This window comes from Streptomyces sp. NPDC001858 (assembly GCF_053594615.1).
Genome location: NZ_JBSFEV010000006.1, coordinates 40,022 through 57,812, shown reverse-complemented (window position 1 = coordinate 57,812; position 17,791 = coordinate 40,022). Strand labels below are relative to the sequence as shown.

Below are 17,791 nucleotides of genomic sequence, written 5' to 3'. Positions count from 1 at the left end.
GCCGCTTCGCCGTGCTTCTCGCCGTCACTGGTGTTTGTAGTGCTTGATCGTCGAGTCCTTGGCCGCCTCGTCGGCGTAACCCTGGATCTTCTTGATCGCTTCGGCCGGGGTGAGCCGGCCCGCCATCATCTCGCCGAGACCGGAAACACCGATCTTCTCTTTCTGCAGCTGGACGTACCAGTCCTGCATACGTGGATTCACCACGTTGTCGCCGGCCTTGTCCAGTGCGGCGACGCCCGACTTCAGGCCCGGGGTGAGCGTGATGCCGTCCGTGCCGCCGTTGTACGCGGTCAGCGACTTGACCTTGGAGGTGAAGTTCCTCGAGGACGCCTCGCTGAGCATGATGCGCAGTTGTTCCATGCCGCCCGCCGCGTTCTCCGCCTTGGCCGGGATGACGAACGGCTCGCCGCCGGAGGCCCAGATCGTGCCGAAGGGCATCTTGTCGGAGGAGTCGATGCCGGTGGGCGCGGAGACGGCGAGGTCGAAGTCCTTCGGGATGACGTTCGCCGACTCGTTCTCCACCCAGGATCCGTTGGGGATGAACAGCGCCTTGCCCTTCGCCCACGCCGTCTGCGACTGGATGTGGTCCAGGCCCGGGGTGCCCTGGAGGATGTAACCCTTCTTGTAAAGCTCGTAGTACGCGTCGAAACACGCCTTCACCGCAGGGTGTTTCCAGGCGTTCGGCTCCAGGTTGTCGATGGCGTCGAGAACCTCACGACCGCCCACCTTGCCGATCATCGGGTACAGCGAGAAGGGGATGTAGTACGGGTATTTGCCCGCATATGTCCAGCCCGCCATGCCCTTCTTCTTGGCCTTCTCGCAGACGGCGAGCATCTCGTCCCAGGTCTCCGGGTACGTGGCGTCGAGCGAGTCCAGGGCCTTCTGCGAGTACCAGACGCCGTAAACGGTATAGGCGTAATACATGATCCAGACCGGGTCACCGTCGAACTGGCCCATCTCGACGATGCCGGGGCGCAGCGTGTCGCGGACCTTCTTGTTCGGGTCGTCGTAGGAGGCGGCGTCGAGGAGCGGGGTGAGGTCGGCCAGCTGACCCTTGCCGACCAGGACGCCCATGTCCATCTGCTCGGCGCCGGAGTTGTCGATCAGGTCCGGCGGGGTGCCCTGGTTGAAACGGGGCTGCAGCGTCGACTGGATCTTCTGGGTGGCCGAGAACTTCACCTTCGCCTTCGGGAAGCTCTTCTCGTAGATCTTCACGGCGTCCTCGGCGTACTCCTTGCCGAAACCGCCGTCGAACAGGACGAATTCCAGCTGGGCGGTCTCGTTGACCGCGAGGGGGTTCTTCGCGGTCTTCTTCCCGGCCTCCGCCTTGTCCTCGTCGCCCCCGCCGCTGCTGGCGCAGGCGGACAGAAAGCTCATCGTGGGAACGGAGATCAGGCCCAGTGCCGCCGACCTCTTGATCAGGTCTCTGCGGCCGACACCAGCGGAGCCGTTGCTCTCAGTGCCGTTGATCTCGGAGCCGTTGTTCTCGGAGCCGTTGTTCTCGGTGTGGGATCCCATGCTCAAGTCCTCGCCTTCTCCAGGACTCAGGCGGTGCACCGGATCCTTCCCGGCACCGCGGTCAGGTCAAGCAGGGTCGTGCGGATCACGTGGTTCGACGGTTACGACGATCTCGACGGACGGACGCATCGACGCGCGTATCGACGCTTCGACGATGAATTGCCGACAGGTATAGTCCACTTCTGGTCGACGGAGCAAGATCGAATGCAAGGTTGACCGTTGGTCTTTTCCGAGTTGAGACCTCCCGGAAATATGAAGGACCGGTGGGCGCCTTGCCGGAAAATTGCATGACATGACCCCCGTCTGGCGCAATCAACATCCTTGACATCACTGTCCACTTGGCTCCCTACTGATTCCTGCGCAACCAGGAGGACAACGTTGTCCGAGGCGTTGTCCGGCGCGCGGGGAGGGTGCTCACGCATGCAGCGGTTCGGACGGTTGCGGGCGGTCGTGGTCACGGCCGCTCTGATCATGACGCTCGGCACAGCGGAAACAGCGGTGGCGCTGCCGTCGCCGCTCCCCCTTCCGAGCCGGGGCTTCGCCTCGTCCTTCGAAACCGGTCAACGCACCCCGGACTGGCTGAGCACGGTCGACACCACGCCGGGCGGCGGCAAACGGGCCTCGGGCGTCGACGGCGGCTACGGCGGCGGGCTCCCGGGCGACGTGACCGACCGGGTCACCGATGTCCGGGCGAGCGCGGAGAACACGGCCGGCGGCGAGGTGAAGGACAACCTCGTCGACGGCGAGGCGAGCACCAAGTGGCTGACGTTCGCCGCCACCGGGTGGGTCGAGTTCGATCTCGACGAACCTGTGCGCGTAAGCGGTTACGCGCTCACCTCTGCCAATGACTTCGCCGAGCGCGACCCGGCCGACTGGACGCTCTATGGCTCGACGGACGGCACCGCCTGGACGCCGCTGGACTCCCGCTCCGGGGAGTCCTTCGCCGAGCGGTTCCAGACCCGCACGTACGGTGTCGCGGCCCCGGCCGAGTACCGGCACTACCGGCTGGAGGTCACCAGGAACCACGGCGCCGGGATCCTGCAGCTCGCCGACGTGCGGTTCGGCACGGGCGGGAGCGACGGGCCCGTCCCGCCGGACATGCTCACCGTCGTCGACCGCGGCCCGAGCGGCTCGCCGACCGCGAAAGCGGGCGCCGGTTTCACCGGGCTGCGGGCGCTGCGCTACGCCGGCCGGCACACCGCCTCCGGCCGGGGATATTCGTACAACAAGGTTTTCGACGTGAACGTCCGGGTGGGTTCGCTTACGCAGCTGGCGTACCGGATCTTCCCCGCGATGGCGGAGGGCGACCGGGACTACGCCGCCACAAACGTTTCCGTGGATCTGGCCTTCACGGACGGAACGTATCTGAGCGGCCTGGGGGCGAGCGATCAGCACGGCTTCCCGTTGTCGCCCCGCGGGCAGGGCGCCGCCAAGGTGCTGTACGTCAACCAGTGGAACGACGTGGTGTCGGGGATCGGAGCGGTGGCGGCCGGCAAGACGGTCGACCGGATCCTCGTGGCCTACGACTCCCCCGGCGGACCGTCCCGGTTCCGGGGCTGGGTGGACGACATCGCGCTGCGCACGGCTGCCCCGGAGGCGGCGAAGGTGCATCTGTCGGACTACGCGGTGACCACGCGCGGCACCCACTCCAGCGGGAGCTTCTCGCGCGGAAACACGTTTCCCGCGACGGCCGTGCCGCACGGCTTCAACTTCTGGACCCCGGTGACGAACGCGTCCTCACTGGGCTGGCTGTACGACTACGCCCGCGCCAACAACGCGGACAACCTGCCGACGATCCAGGCGTTCAGCGCGAGCCATGAGCCGAGTCCGTGGATGGGAGACCGCCAGACGTTCCAGGTGATGCCGTCCGCTGCGGCCGGCGTTCCCGACACCGGCCGGACGGCCCGTGCGCTGGCGTTCCGGCACACGAACGAGACCGCCCGCCCGTACTACTACGGAGTACGTTTCGAGAACGGTCTCACAGCGGAGATGGCGCCGACCGACCACGCAGCCGCTCTGCGCTTCACGTATCCGGGCGCGGACGCGAGCGTCGTCTTTGACAACGTCACGGATCAGGCGGGGCTGACGCTCGACGAGGAAACCGGAGTCGTAAGCGGTTACTCGGACGTGAAGTCGGGGCTGTCGACGGGCGCGACCCGGCTCTTCGTGTACGGCGAGTTCGACGCACCGGTGACGGACGGGGCGTCGAGCGGGGTAAAGGGTTACCTGCGTTTCGACGCGGGCGCCGACCATGCGGTCACCCTGCGTCTGGCGACCTCGCTGATCAGCGTCGACCAGGCCCGGGACAACCTCCGCCAGGAAATCCCGGAGGGAACCGCTTTCGACACGGTCCGGTCGCGTGCCCAGCAGCAGTGGGACAAGCTTCTGGGCACGGTGGAGGTCGAGGGCGCGAGCCAGGATCAGCTGACCACGCTGTACTCCAGTCTCTACCGGCTGTACCTGTACCCCAACTCCGGTTTCGAGAAGGTCGGTTCCAAGCACCAGTACGCGTCTCCCTTCTCACCGATGCAGGGCCCCGACACTCCGACCCACACCGGGGCGAAGATCGTCGACGGCAAGGTGTACGTCAACAACGGTTTCTGGGACACCTATCGGACGACCTGGCCGGCATACGCCCTGCTGACGCCCACGCAGGCAGGTGTGCTGACCGACGGCTTCGTGCAGCAGTACAAGGACGGCGGCTGGACCTCGCGCTGGTCCTCACCCGGTTACGCGGACCTCATGACCGGCACGTCGTCGGACGTGGCCTTCGCGGACGCATTCGTCAAGGGCGTCGGCTTCGACGCCAAGGCGGCGTACGAGGCCGCCCTGAAGAACGCGACGGTCGTGCCCCCGACCTCGGGGGTGGGTCGCAAGGGCATGGCCACCTCTCCCTTCCTCGGCTACACGAGCACGGCCACGCACGAGGGCCTCTCCTGGGCGCTGGAGGGATACCTCAACGACTACGGCATCGCCCGCATGGGCCAGGCCCTGTACCGACAGACCGGGGAAAAGCGTTACCGGGAGGAGGCCGACTACTTCCTCAACCGGGCGCAGGGCTACGTCCATCTCTTCGACGCGAAGGCCGGGTTCTTCCAGGGGAAGGACGACAAGGGCGACTGGCGGGTGTCCTCGGAGGACTACGACCCGCGCGTATGGGGCTACGACTACACCGAGACCAACGGCTGGGGCTACGCCTTCACCGCCCCGCAGGACAGCCGGGGTCTGGCCAACCTGTACGGCGGCCGTGCTGGTCTGGCGAAGAAACTCGACGCCTACTTCGCCACGCCGGAAACCGCTTCCCCCGAGTTCGCGGGCTCGTACAACGGGGTCATCCACGAGATGACGGAAGCACGGGACGTACGAATGGGCATGTACGGGCACTCCAACCAGGTCGCCCATCACGCGATCTATATGTACGACGCCGCCGGGCAGCCCTGGAAGGCCCAGGCCAAGGCCCGCGAGGTGCTCGCCCGGCTCTACACCGGCAGTGCGATCGGACAGGGCTATCACGGCGACGAGGACAACGGCGAACAGTCGGCCTGGTATCTGTTCTCCGCCCTCGGCTTCTACCCGCTGGTGATGGGCAGCGGCGAATACGCCGTCGGCTCCCCGCTGTTCACCAAGGCGACCGTGCATTTGGAGAACGGCAAGGATCTGGTCGTGAAGGCGCCGAAGAACAGCGCGAAGAACGTCTACGTGCAGGGTCTGAAGGTCAACGGCCGTTCCTGGAAATCGACTTCGCTCCCCCACACGCTCCTGGCGAAGGGCGGCGTCCTGGAGTTCGACATGGGACCGCGGCCGTCGGCCTGGGGAACCGGCAAGACGGCTGCTCCGGTCTCGATCACCCAGGACGACAAGGCGCCGGCACCCCGCGAGGACGTGCTCCAGGGCGAGGGCCCGCTGTTCGACGACACATCGGCGACGCAGGAAACGGTTTCGGGAACACTCGACCTGCCGGTCAGGACGGGCGCGAAGGCGGTGCAGTACACACTGACGTCCGCCGATCAGGCGCAGGCTCCGGAGAGCTGGACCCTTCAAGGCTCCTCCGACGGACTGACGTGGACCGATCTGGACCGGCGCTCGGCTTCGGACTCCGGTGACATGTTCCGGTGGGACCGGCAGACCCGGGTGTTCACCGTCGCCCGGCCGGGCACGTACGGGCACTACCGACTGGTCCTCGGCAGCGACGCACACCTGGCGGAGATCGAGTTGTTGTCATGATCTCGTAACTAACAGCAATGACCCGCTGTACCGGGCGTCACCGGTGTTCCAAAATCATCAAGCCGCCCACGGACGCATCGGGCGGTCCGTCATGGAGGGGGAAAGCGGTTGTGAGCATCATCAGACGGTTCACCGGACTGGTCGCGGGTGCGGCGCTGGGGGCGGGGGCCCTTTTCGCCACGGCGGCTCCGGCGCAGGCGTACAGTCCGAACCCGACGTTCCACGCGTACTACTACGACACCGACAACTGCCCGTGCAGCGGCGGCAACCTGACCGACCCGTTCGACAACACCTACTTCGCGAACGACGCCGGCGGCTATGCCGTGAAGATGGAGTTGATCAACTCCGGCTCCTTCGTCGGCAAGGTGGAGTTCCATCCGAACGACGAGAAGCTGTGGGTGTACGACACCGCCAACGACAGTGACACCTACTACGTCAAGGTGAGCTACATGTCCGGCGGCACGACGCACAACCTGGGCACGTTCAGCCCGCCCGGGACCACGGCGGTGCTGGACTACGAGATCCAGGACTTCGACATCCCGGAAGGCGTTTACGTCGACATTTCCGTGTACGACGACGCCGGGCTCACCGACCTCATCGGTGCCGCGCGCGGCACCGCAGCCGCCGTCGCCTAACGACTCGTCCGGCCATACCCGCTGATCACGGCCGATCACGGCCGACCACGACCGGGCATGTCCCGGGCAAGCCCGTACCACTGGAGGGACACCATGCCGATCACCGTGCCCGTCCTGCCCGAGGGGGTCGACCCCGCCTGGCTGCCGCCGGACGCGTTCCGGCCCCTGGGCTCCCGGCGGACCCTGGTCCGCGGCTCGGGACCACTGGCGGACACGGTGCACGGTGAAGTGGCCTACGCCGGCGCGAAGTTCGGCGGAGAGGTCGTACGGGACGCCTCGGACGCCCCGTACGACCTCGTGCTGCGGTTGGCCGGTGAGGCTGCCGAGAGCCGGAGCCGCGCTGGGACCGGTGATGTCGACGACCTCAGCGATGTCGGCAATGTCAGCGATCTCGGTGATCTCGGTGACGAGGGGTTCGTCTTCGAGCGTTCCGACGGAACGACCACGGTTACGGCAACTGGTCAGCGCGGGCTGCTGTACGGGCTGTTTCACGTCGTGCGGCTCGGTGAAAACGCTTTCCAGGGCACGCGGGAGCGCGAGGTGCACCGCCCTGCGACCGCACTGCGGATGCTGGACCACTGGGACAACGTCGCCGTGCATCCGGTCATGGGCCAGGTGGAGCGCGGTTACGCCGGCGGCTCGCTGTTCTGGCAGGACGGGCGGGCGCGTGAAGAACCGGAACGGGTAAGGGCATACGGCAGGCTGCTCGCGGCCTGCGGGATCAACGCCGTCTCGGTCAACAACGTCAACGTGCACGAGACCGAGGCGCACCTCCTCACCGACCGCATCGACGAAGTCGCCCGGCTCGCGGGGGCGTTGCGGCCGTACGGAATCCGCACCCATCTGTCGGTGACGTTCGCCGCGCCGATCGTGCTCGGCAGACTCTCCACCGCCGATCCCCTGGACGAGTCGGTTCGCGGCTGGTGGGCGGAGGCCGTGCGCGGGGTGTACTCGGCGATCCCCGACTTCGGCGGGTTCGTGGTGAAGGCCGATTCGGAGGGCCAGCCGGGCCCGTTCACCTACGGCCGCTCGCATGCGGACGGCGCGAACATGCTGGCCGCCGCTCTCGCCCCGCACGACGGCACGGTCCATTGGCGGGCGTTCGTGTACGACCACCGCCAGGACTGGCGGGATCGTTCGACGGACCGGGCGCGGGCCGCCTACGACCATTTCGCCCCGCTGGACGGGGAGTTCGCCGACAATGCGGTGCTACAGGTGAAGCACGGGCCGATGGACTTCCAGGTACGCGAGCCGGTGTCACCGGTCCTCGGCGCGCTGCCGCGAACGCGGGTCGCCCTGGAAGTGCAGGCCACGCAGGAGTACACCGGGCAGCAGCGGCACGTGTGTTGGCTCGGACCGATGTGGAGCGAGGTGCTGCGCCTCCGCCCTGGCGGTGAACAGAGCCCGGCGGTCGGTGAGTTGGCGCGCGGCGGGCTGGTGGCGGTGTCCAACGTGGGCGACGACCCGTTCTGGACCGGGCATCCGCTGGCGCAGGCGAACCTCTACACCTTCGGCCGGCTCGCGTGGCAGCCGGACGTCGATGCGCGTCGGATCCTGGACGAGTGGATCGGGCTCACCTTCCCGTCCGCCCCCGAGCCCCTCGCCGAGGGGCTGCGCGCCGTGCTGCACGGCTCCTGGCGGACGTACGAGAAGTACACCGCGCCGCTGGGCGTCGGCTTCATGGTGCAGCCGGGACATCACTACGGCCCCAGTGTCGACGGCTACGAGTACAGCCCCTGGGGGACGTACCACTTCGCGGACCGGGACGGCGTCGGCGTCGACCGGAGCGCGGCGACCGGGACCGGATACGCGGCGCAGTACACCAAGGCGTGGGCCGAGGTGTACGAGTCGCCCGACTCATGTCCGGACGAGCTGCTGCTGTTCTTCCACCACGTGCCGTACGGGCATGTGCTGAAGAGTGGGAAAACGGTTGTCCAGCACATCTACGACACCCATTTCGAGGGCGTCGAGGAAGCAGAGGAGGCCCGCCGGGTCTGGGCGGGCCTCGTGGACCTGGTGGAACCGGCGTGGCACGCACGCGTGGCGGAACGGTACGAGGAGCAGGTGCGCAGCGCACGGGAGTGGCGGGACCAGGTGAACAGCTATTTCCTGCGGAAGTCCGGAGTCCCGGATGAGCGAGGACGCACGATCTACTGAAGCCGCAGGTTCTACTGGAGCCGCAGGACGGCCACGCCGAGCGGGTCCAGCGTCAGCGCCTCGCCCTGGTCGAACCCTTTGCCGGTGAGGAGGTCCGTGGCGGGGGCGTGAGCGGTCAAGTGGGCAGGTCGGACATCGTGGTTGAGCAGGAAGAGGAAGCGGGTGCCGTCGGGGCTGACGCGGGTGGCGGTCTCGACGGTGCGGTGGTCGGCGTAGGGGCCCACCAGATCGTGGCGGGCGAGGACGCGGCGCATGACATGGTCGACGCCTGGTTGGTCGAGGGCTGTCGCCACGTACCAGGCTTCTCCCGCCCCGAAGTCGTTGCGGGTCACGGCCGGGGTGCCCGCGTAGAAATCGGTACCGTAAACGGCGACCGCCTCTGCGCCGCGGAGCTGGACGATCTCGAAGACGAGACGTGCCTGGGCGGTGAGCTCCCCCAGGTCGACGGGCTGTACGACGTCTTCCGGCCGGGCGTCCCATTCGTCGACGCGGATGCCCATGAGGGGGGCGAGCGGGCCGGGGATGTCGGTGAGGAAGGCGCGGTCGTGCTCATCGGAGCGGGCCGTGAGAAACGTCGTGAGAACGGTTCCCCCACGTCCGGCCACCGCCTCCAGGCGGGCCGCCAGGTCTCCCTTGACCAGGTGGAGCACCGGTGCGAGGACCACGTCGTACGCCGTCAGATCGGCGGTCACCGCCACGACGTCCACGTCCGCGCCGGCCTCGCGGGCGGCACGGTAGTAAGCGTGTACGACGTCCGGGTAGCGGACCAGTCGCGAGGGGCCGTCGGAGATCTCCAGGGCCCACCAGCTGTCCCAGTCGAAGAGGAGGGCGACGCGGGCCGGGGTCCGGGCTCCCAGGGTGACCTCGCCGATCTCGCTCAACTCCCGTCCCAGGTCGGCGACTTCGGTGAAGACACGGGTGTCGTCGCGGCCTGCGTGACCGATGACCGCGCCGTGGTACTTCTCGCAGGCACCGCGTGAGGCGCGCATCTGGAAGTACAGAGCCGCGTCCGCGCCATGGGCGATGGCCTGCCAGGTGGCAAGGCGGAGCTCGCCGGGGCGGCGGAGCGGGTTGACGTCCCGGCAGGCGGTGGTCGACGGGGTCTGCTCCATCAGCCAGAACGGGGCGCCGTCCTTGAGGCCACGCATCAGGTCGTGGGCGAGGGCCGGACGCGTGGGCGGGGCGTCGAGGGGCGGGTAGTTGTCCCACGAGGCGAAGTCGAGGTGGGGCGCCCAGCGGTGGTAGTCGAGCGGGCGGTAGGCGCCCATGAAGTTGGTGGTGACGGGAGTGTGCGGGTCGTGGGCGCGGATGGCCTTCTTCTCCGCGATGAAGCAGCCGAGCAGGGCGTCGGTCATGAAGCGCTGGTAGTCGAGCGTGATGCCCTGGAAGGCGGTGTGGTCGGGGCCGCGCCAGTGCTCGGTGAGGGCGCTCGGCGGCTCGATCTCGTCCCAGTCGGTGTAGCGATGCGACCAGAACGTCGTCCACCAGGCGTCGTTGAGGGCGTCCAGCGTGCCGTGCCGGTCGCGCAGCCAGGCGCGGAAGGCGTCGGCGCACAGGTCGCAGTAACAAGCGCCGCCGTATTCGTTGTTGATGTGCCAGGCCAGCAACGCCGGGTGGGCTGCGTAACGTTCGGCGAGGCGGTCGGCCATGGCCGTGGACAGTCGGCGGTAAGCGGGCGAGCTGGGACAGAAGTTGTGCCGTTGGCCGTAGCGGTGGCGGCGGCCTTCGAAGTCGGTGCGGTTGACCTCGGGGTACTTTTTCGCGAGCCAGGGCGGGAGTGCGGCGGTCGCTGTGGCGAGGCAGACCTGTCGGCCCTCGGCGGCGGCCCGGTCGAGGATGCCGTCGAGAACCGTGAAGTCGTAGACGGCCTCGGCGGGTTGGGTGAGCGACCAGCTGAAGACTCCGACGGTGAGCGTGTCGATGCCGGCCTGGGTGAAGAGGCGGTGGTCCTGGTCCTGGACGTCCTGCGGCCACTGTTCGGGGTTGTAGTCGCCGCCGTACGGGATCTTGCCGGTGCGCGGGAGTCGGCCGTCGTTTGCGGTGTCGGGCGCGGTCATGCGGTGAAGTCCTCCTGGGTCTCGACGATCACCGTGCGGCTCGACTGCAGCAGGGAGAGCAGCAGCGGTGCGGCCAGCAGAGCGGGCAGGGCCTCCGTCAGCAGGGCGGTCAGTCCGCCGGCCAGGACGAGCAGGGAGGCCGCGCCGAGGGTGGCGCGCCCTCGCCGGAGCAGGAAATACGCGGCGAGGCGGGCGGTGTCGCGGGCGCGGAACGTGAACAACGAGGTGAGGACGAGCGCGTGGGCGCCCCAGAGGAGCGAGGCCACGCCGATGACGCCGAGGAGCACCGCCCACCAGCGGGGCAGTCCGGTCGCGGCGAAGTGGGTGAGGGTGAAGACGATCACGGTCAGCCAGGCCAGCAGGGGCGCCCAGAGTTTGAGGGCCGGCAGGGCGTTGAGGCGCCAGCCCCGCCCGTACGCGCGGGCCGGGTGCAGGTCGGTGAGGTCGCGGCTGCGGTGGTGCAGGGCGTACAGCGCGGCGGAGGCGGCCGGACCGAGCGGCAGCAGGCAGAGGGCGGCCAGGGGCAGGTTCGCCGGGTCGGGGCCCAGGAAAAGCAGGCCGATGAGACCGGGGGCGGCCGTCGCCAGGAGCAGGGTCTCGACGATGAGGAGGGTGTGCAGAAGGGCGGCGGCACGGGAGAGCAGACCGGTGCCGAATCCCATGGTGTCCACGGTGCTCATGAGCACTCCTTCTCCGACGACCGGGTGCAGCAGCTACAGCAGCGACGGCGACGGCAGCAGCGAGAGAAACCGGTTACGAGGCAGACCGCCGGGCTGCTCATGACGCCGTCCCGCCGAGCAGCCGTCGTTCGTCCCACCAGGGCGGGGTCTCGTCGGCGACGGGTGTGAGCTCGATGAGGGTGATCTCGTTGCGGGTCAGGGTGAGGTCCAGTTCTGCGCGGCCCTCCCGTGCGGGCAGCCGCCGGTGGCTGCGGGCGGGTTCGGCGGCCTCGTGCAGGACGTCCAGTTGTCGGGGCTTCGGAGAGCGCGGGCTGCCCATGTGCCGCCAGGCGGTGTAAGCGTTTCCGTGCTCGTCGTCGACGGTGGACCGGCGGACGAAGACCTCTCGGGCCGCGACCGGAAGGGACAAGCGCAGTATGTGCCGGTCGGGGCCGGGCGTCTGGCCGGTCGGGTCGACGGGCGCCCAGGCCAGGACCGTGACGCGACCGTCGGGGTGGCGGGTGACCAGGTGGTCGTCGCCGCGGGCCAACAGATCGGGGCCCATGCGCGCCATGAAGGCGTACAGGTGGTAGGTCGGTTTCCTGATCTGCCGGTGGGTGAGCAGTCCGAACCCGCCGTGGAAGAGCGCCGTGGGGACACCGGTTTCCTCGAACATGTCGCTGAACGTCCAGTAGGAGAACGAGTCGACGTGGTCGCCGCCGTGCACGAGCACCGGGGCCAGATAGGCGGCATGGAACGCGGTGTCGTGGATGGGGTTGTCGGGGCGATAGGAGGAGTTGAACTCCGTGATGTGAACGGGAAGTTCGGCTAGCCGGGTGCCCTTGAGGCGGGCGCGGGGCGTGGCGAACTGGTCGAGGAGGTCGAGGGCCGGGGCCAGCGTCTGATGGACGCCGAACGGTACGTGCTGCGCGGGGCCCGAGGTGTAGGCGTGCTTCGAGACGAAGTCGACGGGCACGTCCCGGTGTTCCGCGAACTCGGCGAACCTGTCCAGCCAGTCGTCGGCACCCGGTGAGATGGCCGGGCCGCCGACCCGGAGGTCGGCGTCCACCTCTTTCACGGCGTGCGCGGTGACCTCGTACAGCCGGTGGTACGCCTGTTCGTCCGCGTCCTGCCAGAAGTCGGTCAGGTTGGGCTCGTTCCACACCTCGATGGGCCAGCTGCGGACCTCGTCGAGGCCGTAGCGGTCGACGAGGTGGGCGAGGGTGGCGCGCACCAGGTCGGCCCACTCCCGGTGGGAGCGGGGCGGGGTGACATTGCCGCGCCACCAGAAGACGGTCTGCGTGCCCGAGGCCAACTCCTGGGGCATGAAGCCGAGTTCGATGAAGGGGCGAAGGCCGGCGGCCAGATATGCGTCGACGACCTGGTCCACGTAGGTGAAGGAGTGATGGATGCGGCGCGCGCCCTCGTGGTCGTACGGGCGGTGGACACCCATGCCGTCGCTGAGCAGGCCGTGGCCGCGGATGTACCGGAAACCGATGTCGCGTTGAAGCACGGCGAGGGAGTCCTGGTAGTCGCGGCGCAGGGCGAGTTCGACGCGGCCGGTGCCGACGCACGACCGCCAGGCGTCGGAGAGCCGACCGGTCGGATCGGCGGGAACGCGGATCACCCGTTTTCCTTCTTGAAGCGTTCGCGCGCCTTGTTGTGCAGGCCGACGAGCTGGTCCATGTTCTTGGCCTTCAACTCGGTGACGTAGTCGTCCCATTCGGACAGCGGGCGCTTGCCGAGGGCGAACTTGAGCATGTTCTGGGTGACGTGGTCCCTCAGTGGGGTGTCCCAGAGCGAGGCCTGCTCCTGCTCCACGGACTGGAGTGGGTGGGCCGGGTCGATGGGCAGCTGTTGGCGTTGAGCCATCGCGTCCTGGAACTTCTGCTCGTCCGGGCTGAAGGAGGAGGAGACCAGCGCCCAACTGCCGCCGTAGGTGAAGACGCCGTTGTAGAAACCGTAGTCCTTCTGCATGTCCTTCGGGGCGTCCGGGTCGGATCCCATGAGGCTGATGCCGGGTTCCAGCTTGTACTTGCCGTCGGTGTAGGTGTAGGTGGTGCCCTGGACACCCCACTTGGAGAATCGCTGGCCTTCGTCCGAGTACCAGAGCCAGTCGACGAACTGCATCATGGCGACGAAGGTGTCGCTCTTGAGGGCCTTGGTGGAGATCATGACCCCGTTCTCCAGCCGGACGCCGCCCATCACCACCGGACCCGCCGGGCCGAGTGGCACCGGCACCATCTCGATCTTCGCGCCCTTGACCTGCCTCTCCAGGTTGTAGCGGTAGTTCTGGACCAGTTCCTGCGGGTTGGCGCTGATGGCGAAGGACTTCTCGCCCAGCAGTTTTTGCACCGCGTCGTCGTCGGTCTGGGTGAAGCTCTCCGGGTCGATGAGCTTCTCGGCGACCAGCTTTCTCAGGAACTCGATCATCTGCCGGTACCCCTCCGTGGCACCGGTGAAGACGAACTCCCCCGCCTTCGAGTCGAAGCTGATGTTGTCGTAGGTCCAGCCGGCTTTCACGCCGTAGGCCTGACCCAGGTAGCTGAGCAACGCGGCTGCGGGGAACGGGGTGTTGGTGCTCCAGCGGTCGGTGAAGGGGTAGCGATCCGGGTACTCGGCCTTGATCGCCTTGAAGACGTCGTAGACCTGGTCCCAGGTGGTGGGCAGGCTCAGACCGAGCTTGTCGAGCACGTCCGTGCGGAAGGACATCGAGTAGCCGGACTTGGCCTTTTCGTGCAGACCGGGGAGGAGGTAGTACTTGCCATCGGACTGCCGGATGGAGTCGAGCTCCGGCTCCAGCTTCCATTTCTTGACCTTGTCCTGGAAGTTGGGCATCAGGTGCACGTACTCGCTGACCGGGAGGATCGCGCCCGACGACACGAAGGCCGCCTCCGACGGGTGGTACGTCTTGGGAATCAGGAACGGGGCGTCGCCCGAGCCGATGAGAACGCTGCGCTTCTTCTCGTAGTCGCTGAGCGGGACGGCGATCGGCTTCAGGGTGATACCGGTGCGCCTGGTGAGTTCCTTCCAGAACAGCCAGCTGTCCTTCATCGGATAGTTCGGGCTGTTGTTGTGCAGAACTGAGAACGAAAGCGGTTTCGACGCTTTGAACTGCTGACCGGCGCGGTACTCCGTCATCGCTCCGTTCTGCTTCTTGGAGAGGTCCTTGGAGTCCCCTCCCTCGTCGCCGCTGCCGCAGCCGGTGAGCGTGGCGAGGCCGATGAAGCCTGCCGCGGAGAGGATCTGACGTCGTGACAGCTGACCTGCGTTCTTCACGGATACTCCCTTGTTCCGTAAGAGGTACGGCTCTCAGCCCTTGACCGCGCCGAGGGTCACGCCCGAGACGAAGTAGCGCTGGACGAACGGGTACACGCAGAGGATGGGCAGCGACGTCAGCACGATCGTGACCGCCTGGATGTTCGCTCCGACCTGACTGAGCTGCTCGGTTCCGGCACCTGCGTTACCGCCCGTGGTGGCGCCCGAGATGATGTTGCGCAGATAGACGGTGACCGGCATCAGCTCGGTCCGGTCCATGTAGAGGTATGCCGAGAACCAGGAGTTCCAGAAGGACACCGAGTAGAACAGCACCATGGTCGCGATGACCGCCTTGGACAGCGGCAGCACGATCCGGAGGAGGATGCCGTACGTGCTCAGCCCGTCGATCTCCGCGGCCTCCTCCAGTTCGGTGGGCAAGCCCTCGAAGAAGGCCTTCATCACCAGCAGGTTGAAGACACTGATCGCGTTGGGCAGGGCGATCGCCCAGACGGAGTTCTTCAGACCGAGGCTGGTGACCAGGACATAGTTGGGAATCAGTCCGCCCGTGAAGAACATGGTGAACACGGCGACGCCGACGAGAACGCCCCGTCCCTTGAGGTTCCTCTTCGACAGGACGTAGGCGTAACAGGTCGTCAGCACCATGGCGACGACGGTGGACAAGACCGTGTAGAGCACGGTGTTTCCGTAGTTGCGCCAGAACATCGAGTCATGGAAAACGATCTTGTAAGTGGTGAGATTGAACCCCTTCGGCAGCAGGGTCACTTCACCGGCACGGATCTGACGTTCGCCACTGAAGGACCGGGCGACGATGTTGACGAAGGGATAGAGGGTCACCAGCACGACCAGGGTGAGGATCACACCGTTGACGCCCTGGAAAACGCGGTAACCACGCGTGGGCTGGTTCACGGAGGTGCGCGGGCGCGGCGCACGGGAGGTCAGGAGGCTCACCACAGGCTCGTCCCCATCGTGCGACGTGACAACTGATTGGCGCTCGTGATCAGCACCAGGCCGATGATCGCTTCGAAGAGGCCGATAGCGGCCGCGTAACTGAAGCTGTTGGACTCGACGCCGGCCCGGTAGAGATAGGTGGAGACCACGTCGGCCGTCGGATACGTCAACGGGTTGTACAGCAGCAGGACCTTCTCGAAACCGACCGCCATGAACGTGCCGATGTTGAGGATCAGCAGCGTGATCATGGTGGGGCGGATACCCGGCAGGGCGACGTGCCAGATCTGCCGCCAGCGGTTCGCGCCGTCGATGCGGGCCGCCTCGTAGAGGTCCTCGTCGATCGTGGTGAGCGCGGCGAGGTAGAGGATCGTGCCCCAGCCCGCGGTCTGCCAGATCTCCGAGCCGATGTAGACCGTGCGGAACCACCCGGGTTCCTGGATGAAGCGGATCGGATCGTGGCCGAGCCAGCCCAGTGCGTGGTTGACCGGGCCGTCCGTGGCCAGCATCTGCATCGTGATGCCGGCGACGATCACGATCGACAGGAAATGCGGAAGGTACGAGATCGACTGCACGAATCGTTTCAGCGAACGTCGGCGTACCTCATTGAGCAACAGCGCCAGCACGACCGGTATGGGGAAACAGAACACCAGCGTCAGCGCACCGAGCCACAGGGTGTTGCGGAAGACCTGCCAGAAGGTGGGGTCGGTCAGGAACATCCGCACATAGCGCAGCCCCACCCACTGCTCCCCCAGGATCGAACCTCCCGGTTCGAAGCGGCGGAAGGCGATCACATTGCCGATCATCGGCAGGTAACGGAAGACCAGGAAGAACAGCAACGGCAGCACGGCCAGCGAGTACAGCTGCCAGTCCCGGCGCAGCGCACGCCGCCAGCTGCGGCGTACGACCGGCCGCGCGGGACCGTGCCGGGTCTTCGGCGGCGGGTCCTGGGTTCCTGCGGACGGGGCCGATGTGGTGGAGGTACTCATGCTCGGGCCTCCCGGGACGTTCTTCGAAACGCTCGACTCGCGGCGTCTGATCTCGAAACTTTCGTTCTCTTACCGGTAACTCTGCGGAAACGTAAGGGCTCACGGAAAGCGCTGTCAATGGGTGCTGCACGGTGGACTGGTGGGATGTCGTGTGGCGTTGGAATCCCTTCCGGGCGGGGTAGAACCGGGGAGTTGGGTGCTACCGTCCTCCGCAAATTTCTGGATGACCTACGCAACGATCGATCGGCCGCGACCCCTGAGAGGTGTGCCCGTGCCCGCGTTCGACCTGCCCCTGCCGGAGCTGGAGCGCCACCGCCCCGAGCCTGCCGAGCCCGCCGACTTCGACGCGTTCTGGAGTGAAACCCTGAAGGAGGCCGACCAGCGGGACCCGCTGGTTTCGGTGCATCCCGTCGAAACCGGTCTCCGTCTCACAGAGACCTGGGACGTGACGTTCCGGGGTTTCGCCGGGGATCCGGTGCGGGCCTGGTTCAGCCGCCCGTCCGGCGTACGGAAACCGCTTCCGGCGGTGGTCGAGTACATCGGGTACGGACGCGGACGCGGCCTCCCCCATGAGCGGCTGACCTGGGTCAACGCCGGGTACGCGCATCTGCTCATGGACAACCGCGGCCAGGGCGACCAGTACGGCGACGGGGGCGCCACCCCCGACCCGCACGCCACCGCGCCCGGCGGCCCAGGGCCGGCCGTCCGCGGGCTCCTCTCCCCGCAGGACTACCACTACCGCCGCCTGATCACGGACGCGGTGCGCGCGGTGACGGCGGTCCGCGCATTGCCCGGCGTCGACCCCGCCCGCACGGTCGCCGTCGGCAACAGCCAGGGCGGCGGGCTCGCCCTCGCGGTCGCGGGTCTCGTCCCGGACCTGACCGCCGTCCTCGTCACGGCCCCACTCCTGTGCGGCATCCGGCGTGCCCTGGACCTCACCGACGCGGGTCCGTACGGCGAGATCGCCGCTTACCTCTCCGTCCACCGCGGCGCTGAAGAAGCCGCTTACCGCACGCTTTCCTACGTGGAGGGCGTTTCCTTCGCCCGCCGCGCCCACGCCCCCGCCCACTTCGGAACGGGCCTGCGCGACACGGTCTGCCCGCCGAGTGGGGCGTACGCAGCGTTCAACCGATACGGAGAGCTGAGCGTCGGCGTGAATCCCCGGAAGGAGATCCACGCGTATCCGTTCAACGGGCACGAGGGCGGCGAGGGGGTGCATGTGAGACGCCAACTTCAGTGGCTGTCCGATCAGTTGGGCAACTGACGACCGCTCCCGCCTTGCTTTGCCGCCCGCCGCCGACGGCTACGACCCGGTCCCTTGGCTCCGG

At 67.4% G+C, this 17,791-nt stretch carries 11 protein-coding genes; 4 read left to right on the top strand and 7 right to left on the bottom strand.

Translation table 11 applies throughout. The features are described from left to right. Positions 1-24 precede the first annotated feature (24 nt). Positions 25-1,518, bottom strand: a complete 1,494-nt coding sequence (gene ngcE / locus ACWCPF_RS10640) for an N-acetylglucosamine/diacetylchitobiose ABC transporter substrate-binding protein (protein ID WP_451044619.1) — start codon at positions 1,516-1,518, stop codon at positions 25-27. A gap of 420 nt (positions 1,519-1,938) precedes the next feature. On the opposite strand from ngcE, the gene ACWCPF_RS10635 reads away from it, so the two are divergent. The 3 genes from ACWCPF_RS10635 to ACWCPF_RS10625 all read left to right on the top strand — a co-directional run bounded on the left by ACWCPF_RS10635 (position 1,939) and on the right by ACWCPF_RS10625 (position 8,534). Then, positions 1,939-5,742, top strand: coding sequence for a GH92 family glycosyl hydrolase (locus ACWCPF_RS10635; protein ID WP_451044618.1), 3,804 nt, complete (start codon positions 1,939-1,941; stop codon positions 5,740-5,742). Between the two features lie 110 nt (positions 5,743-5,852). Next, entirely contained in the window at positions 5,853-6,377 is a 525-nt protein-coding gene (locus ACWCPF_RS10630; protein WP_451044617.1) for a hypothetical protein, read from the top strand. A gap of 93 nt (positions 6,378-6,470) precedes the next feature. Continuing rightward, the gene (locus ACWCPF_RS10625; RefSeq protein ID WP_451044616.1) at positions 6,471-8,534 is read left to right on the top strand and encodes an alpha-glucuronidase; all 2,064 of its coding nucleotides are present in this window, start codon (positions 6,471-6,473) and stop codon (positions 8,532-8,534) included. Between the two features lie 11 nt (positions 8,535-8,545). On the opposite strand, the gene ACWCPF_RS10620 is transcribed toward ACWCPF_RS10625, so the two are convergent. The 6 genes from ACWCPF_RS10620 to ACWCPF_RS10595 all read right to left on the bottom strand — a co-directional run bounded on the left by ACWCPF_RS10620 (position 8,546) and on the right by ACWCPF_RS10595 (position 16,463). Further along, a complete protein-coding gene (locus ACWCPF_RS10620; protein ID WP_451044615.1) occupies positions 8,546-10,591 on the bottom strand; it encodes a beta-galactosidase in 2,046 nt (681 codons plus the stop codon). Beyond that, a complete protein-coding gene (locus ACWCPF_RS10615) occupies positions 10,588-11,271 on the bottom strand; it encodes a hypothetical protein (RefSeq protein WP_451044614.1) in 684 nt (227 codons plus the stop codon). The genes ACWCPF_RS10620 and ACWCPF_RS10615 overlap by 4 nt, the downstream gene beginning before the upstream one ends. Before the next feature lie 97 nt (positions 11,272-11,368). Next, positions 11,369-12,877, bottom strand: a complete 1,509-nt coding sequence (locus tag ACWCPF_RS10610; RefSeq protein ID WP_451044613.1) for a GH39 family glycosyl hydrolase — start codon at positions 12,875-12,877, stop codon at positions 11,369-11,371. Continuing rightward, positions 12,874-14,529 (bottom strand): ABC transporter substrate-binding protein, encoded by a 1,656-nt coding sequence (locus ACWCPF_RS10605; RefSeq protein WP_451044612.1) that lies wholly within the window; start codon positions 14,527-14,529, stop codon positions 12,874-12,876. The genes ACWCPF_RS10610 and ACWCPF_RS10605 overlap by 4 nt, the downstream gene beginning before the upstream one ends. Positions 14,530-14,562: 33 nt before the next feature. Continuing rightward, positions 14,563-15,477 (bottom strand): carbohydrate ABC transporter permease, encoded by a 915-nt coding sequence (locus ACWCPF_RS10600; RefSeq protein ID WP_451044611.1) that lies wholly within the window; start codon positions 15,475-15,477, stop codon positions 14,563-14,565. Next, a complete protein-coding gene (locus ACWCPF_RS10595; RefSeq protein WP_451044610.1) occupies positions 15,474-16,463 on the bottom strand; it encodes an ABC transporter permease in 990 nt (329 codons plus the stop codon). The genes ACWCPF_RS10600 and ACWCPF_RS10595 overlap by 4 nt, the downstream gene beginning before the upstream one ends. A gap of 271 nt (positions 16,464-16,734) precedes the next feature. On the opposite strand from ACWCPF_RS10595, the gene ACWCPF_RS10590 reads away from it, so the two are divergent. After that, a complete protein-coding gene (locus tag ACWCPF_RS10590; protein WP_451044609.1) occupies positions 16,735-17,727 on the top strand; it encodes an acetylxylan esterase in 993 nt (330 codons plus the stop codon). Positions 17,728-17,791: the final 64 nt, after the last annotated feature.

What these genes read in the sequence shown, in the direction of transcription:
- ngcE (WP_451044619.1), bottom strand. Translation starts at nt 1,518, where the DNA reads ATGGGATCCCACACCGAGAACAACGGCTCCGAGAACAACGGCTCCGAG.
- ACWCPF_RS10635 (WP_451044618.1), top strand. Translation starts at nt 1,939, where the DNA reads ATGCAGCGGTTCGGACGGTTGCGGGCGGTCGTGGTCACGGCCGCTCTG.
- ACWCPF_RS10625 (WP_451044616.1), top strand. Translation starts at nt 6,471, where the DNA reads ATGCCGATCACCGTGCCCGTCCTGCCCGAGGGGGTCGACCCCGCCTGG.
- ACWCPF_RS10620 (WP_451044615.1), bottom strand. Translation starts at nt 10,591, where the DNA reads ATGACCGCGCCCGACACCGCAAACGACGGCCGACTCCCGCGCACCGGC.
- ACWCPF_RS10615 (WP_451044614.1), bottom strand. Translation starts at nt 11,271, where the DNA reads ATGAGCACCGTGGACACCATGGGATTCGGCACCGGTCTGCTCTCCCGT.
- ACWCPF_RS10595 (WP_451044610.1), bottom strand. Translation starts at nt 16,463, where the DNA reads ATGAGTACCTCCACCACATCGGCCCCGTCCGCAGGAACCCAGGACCCG.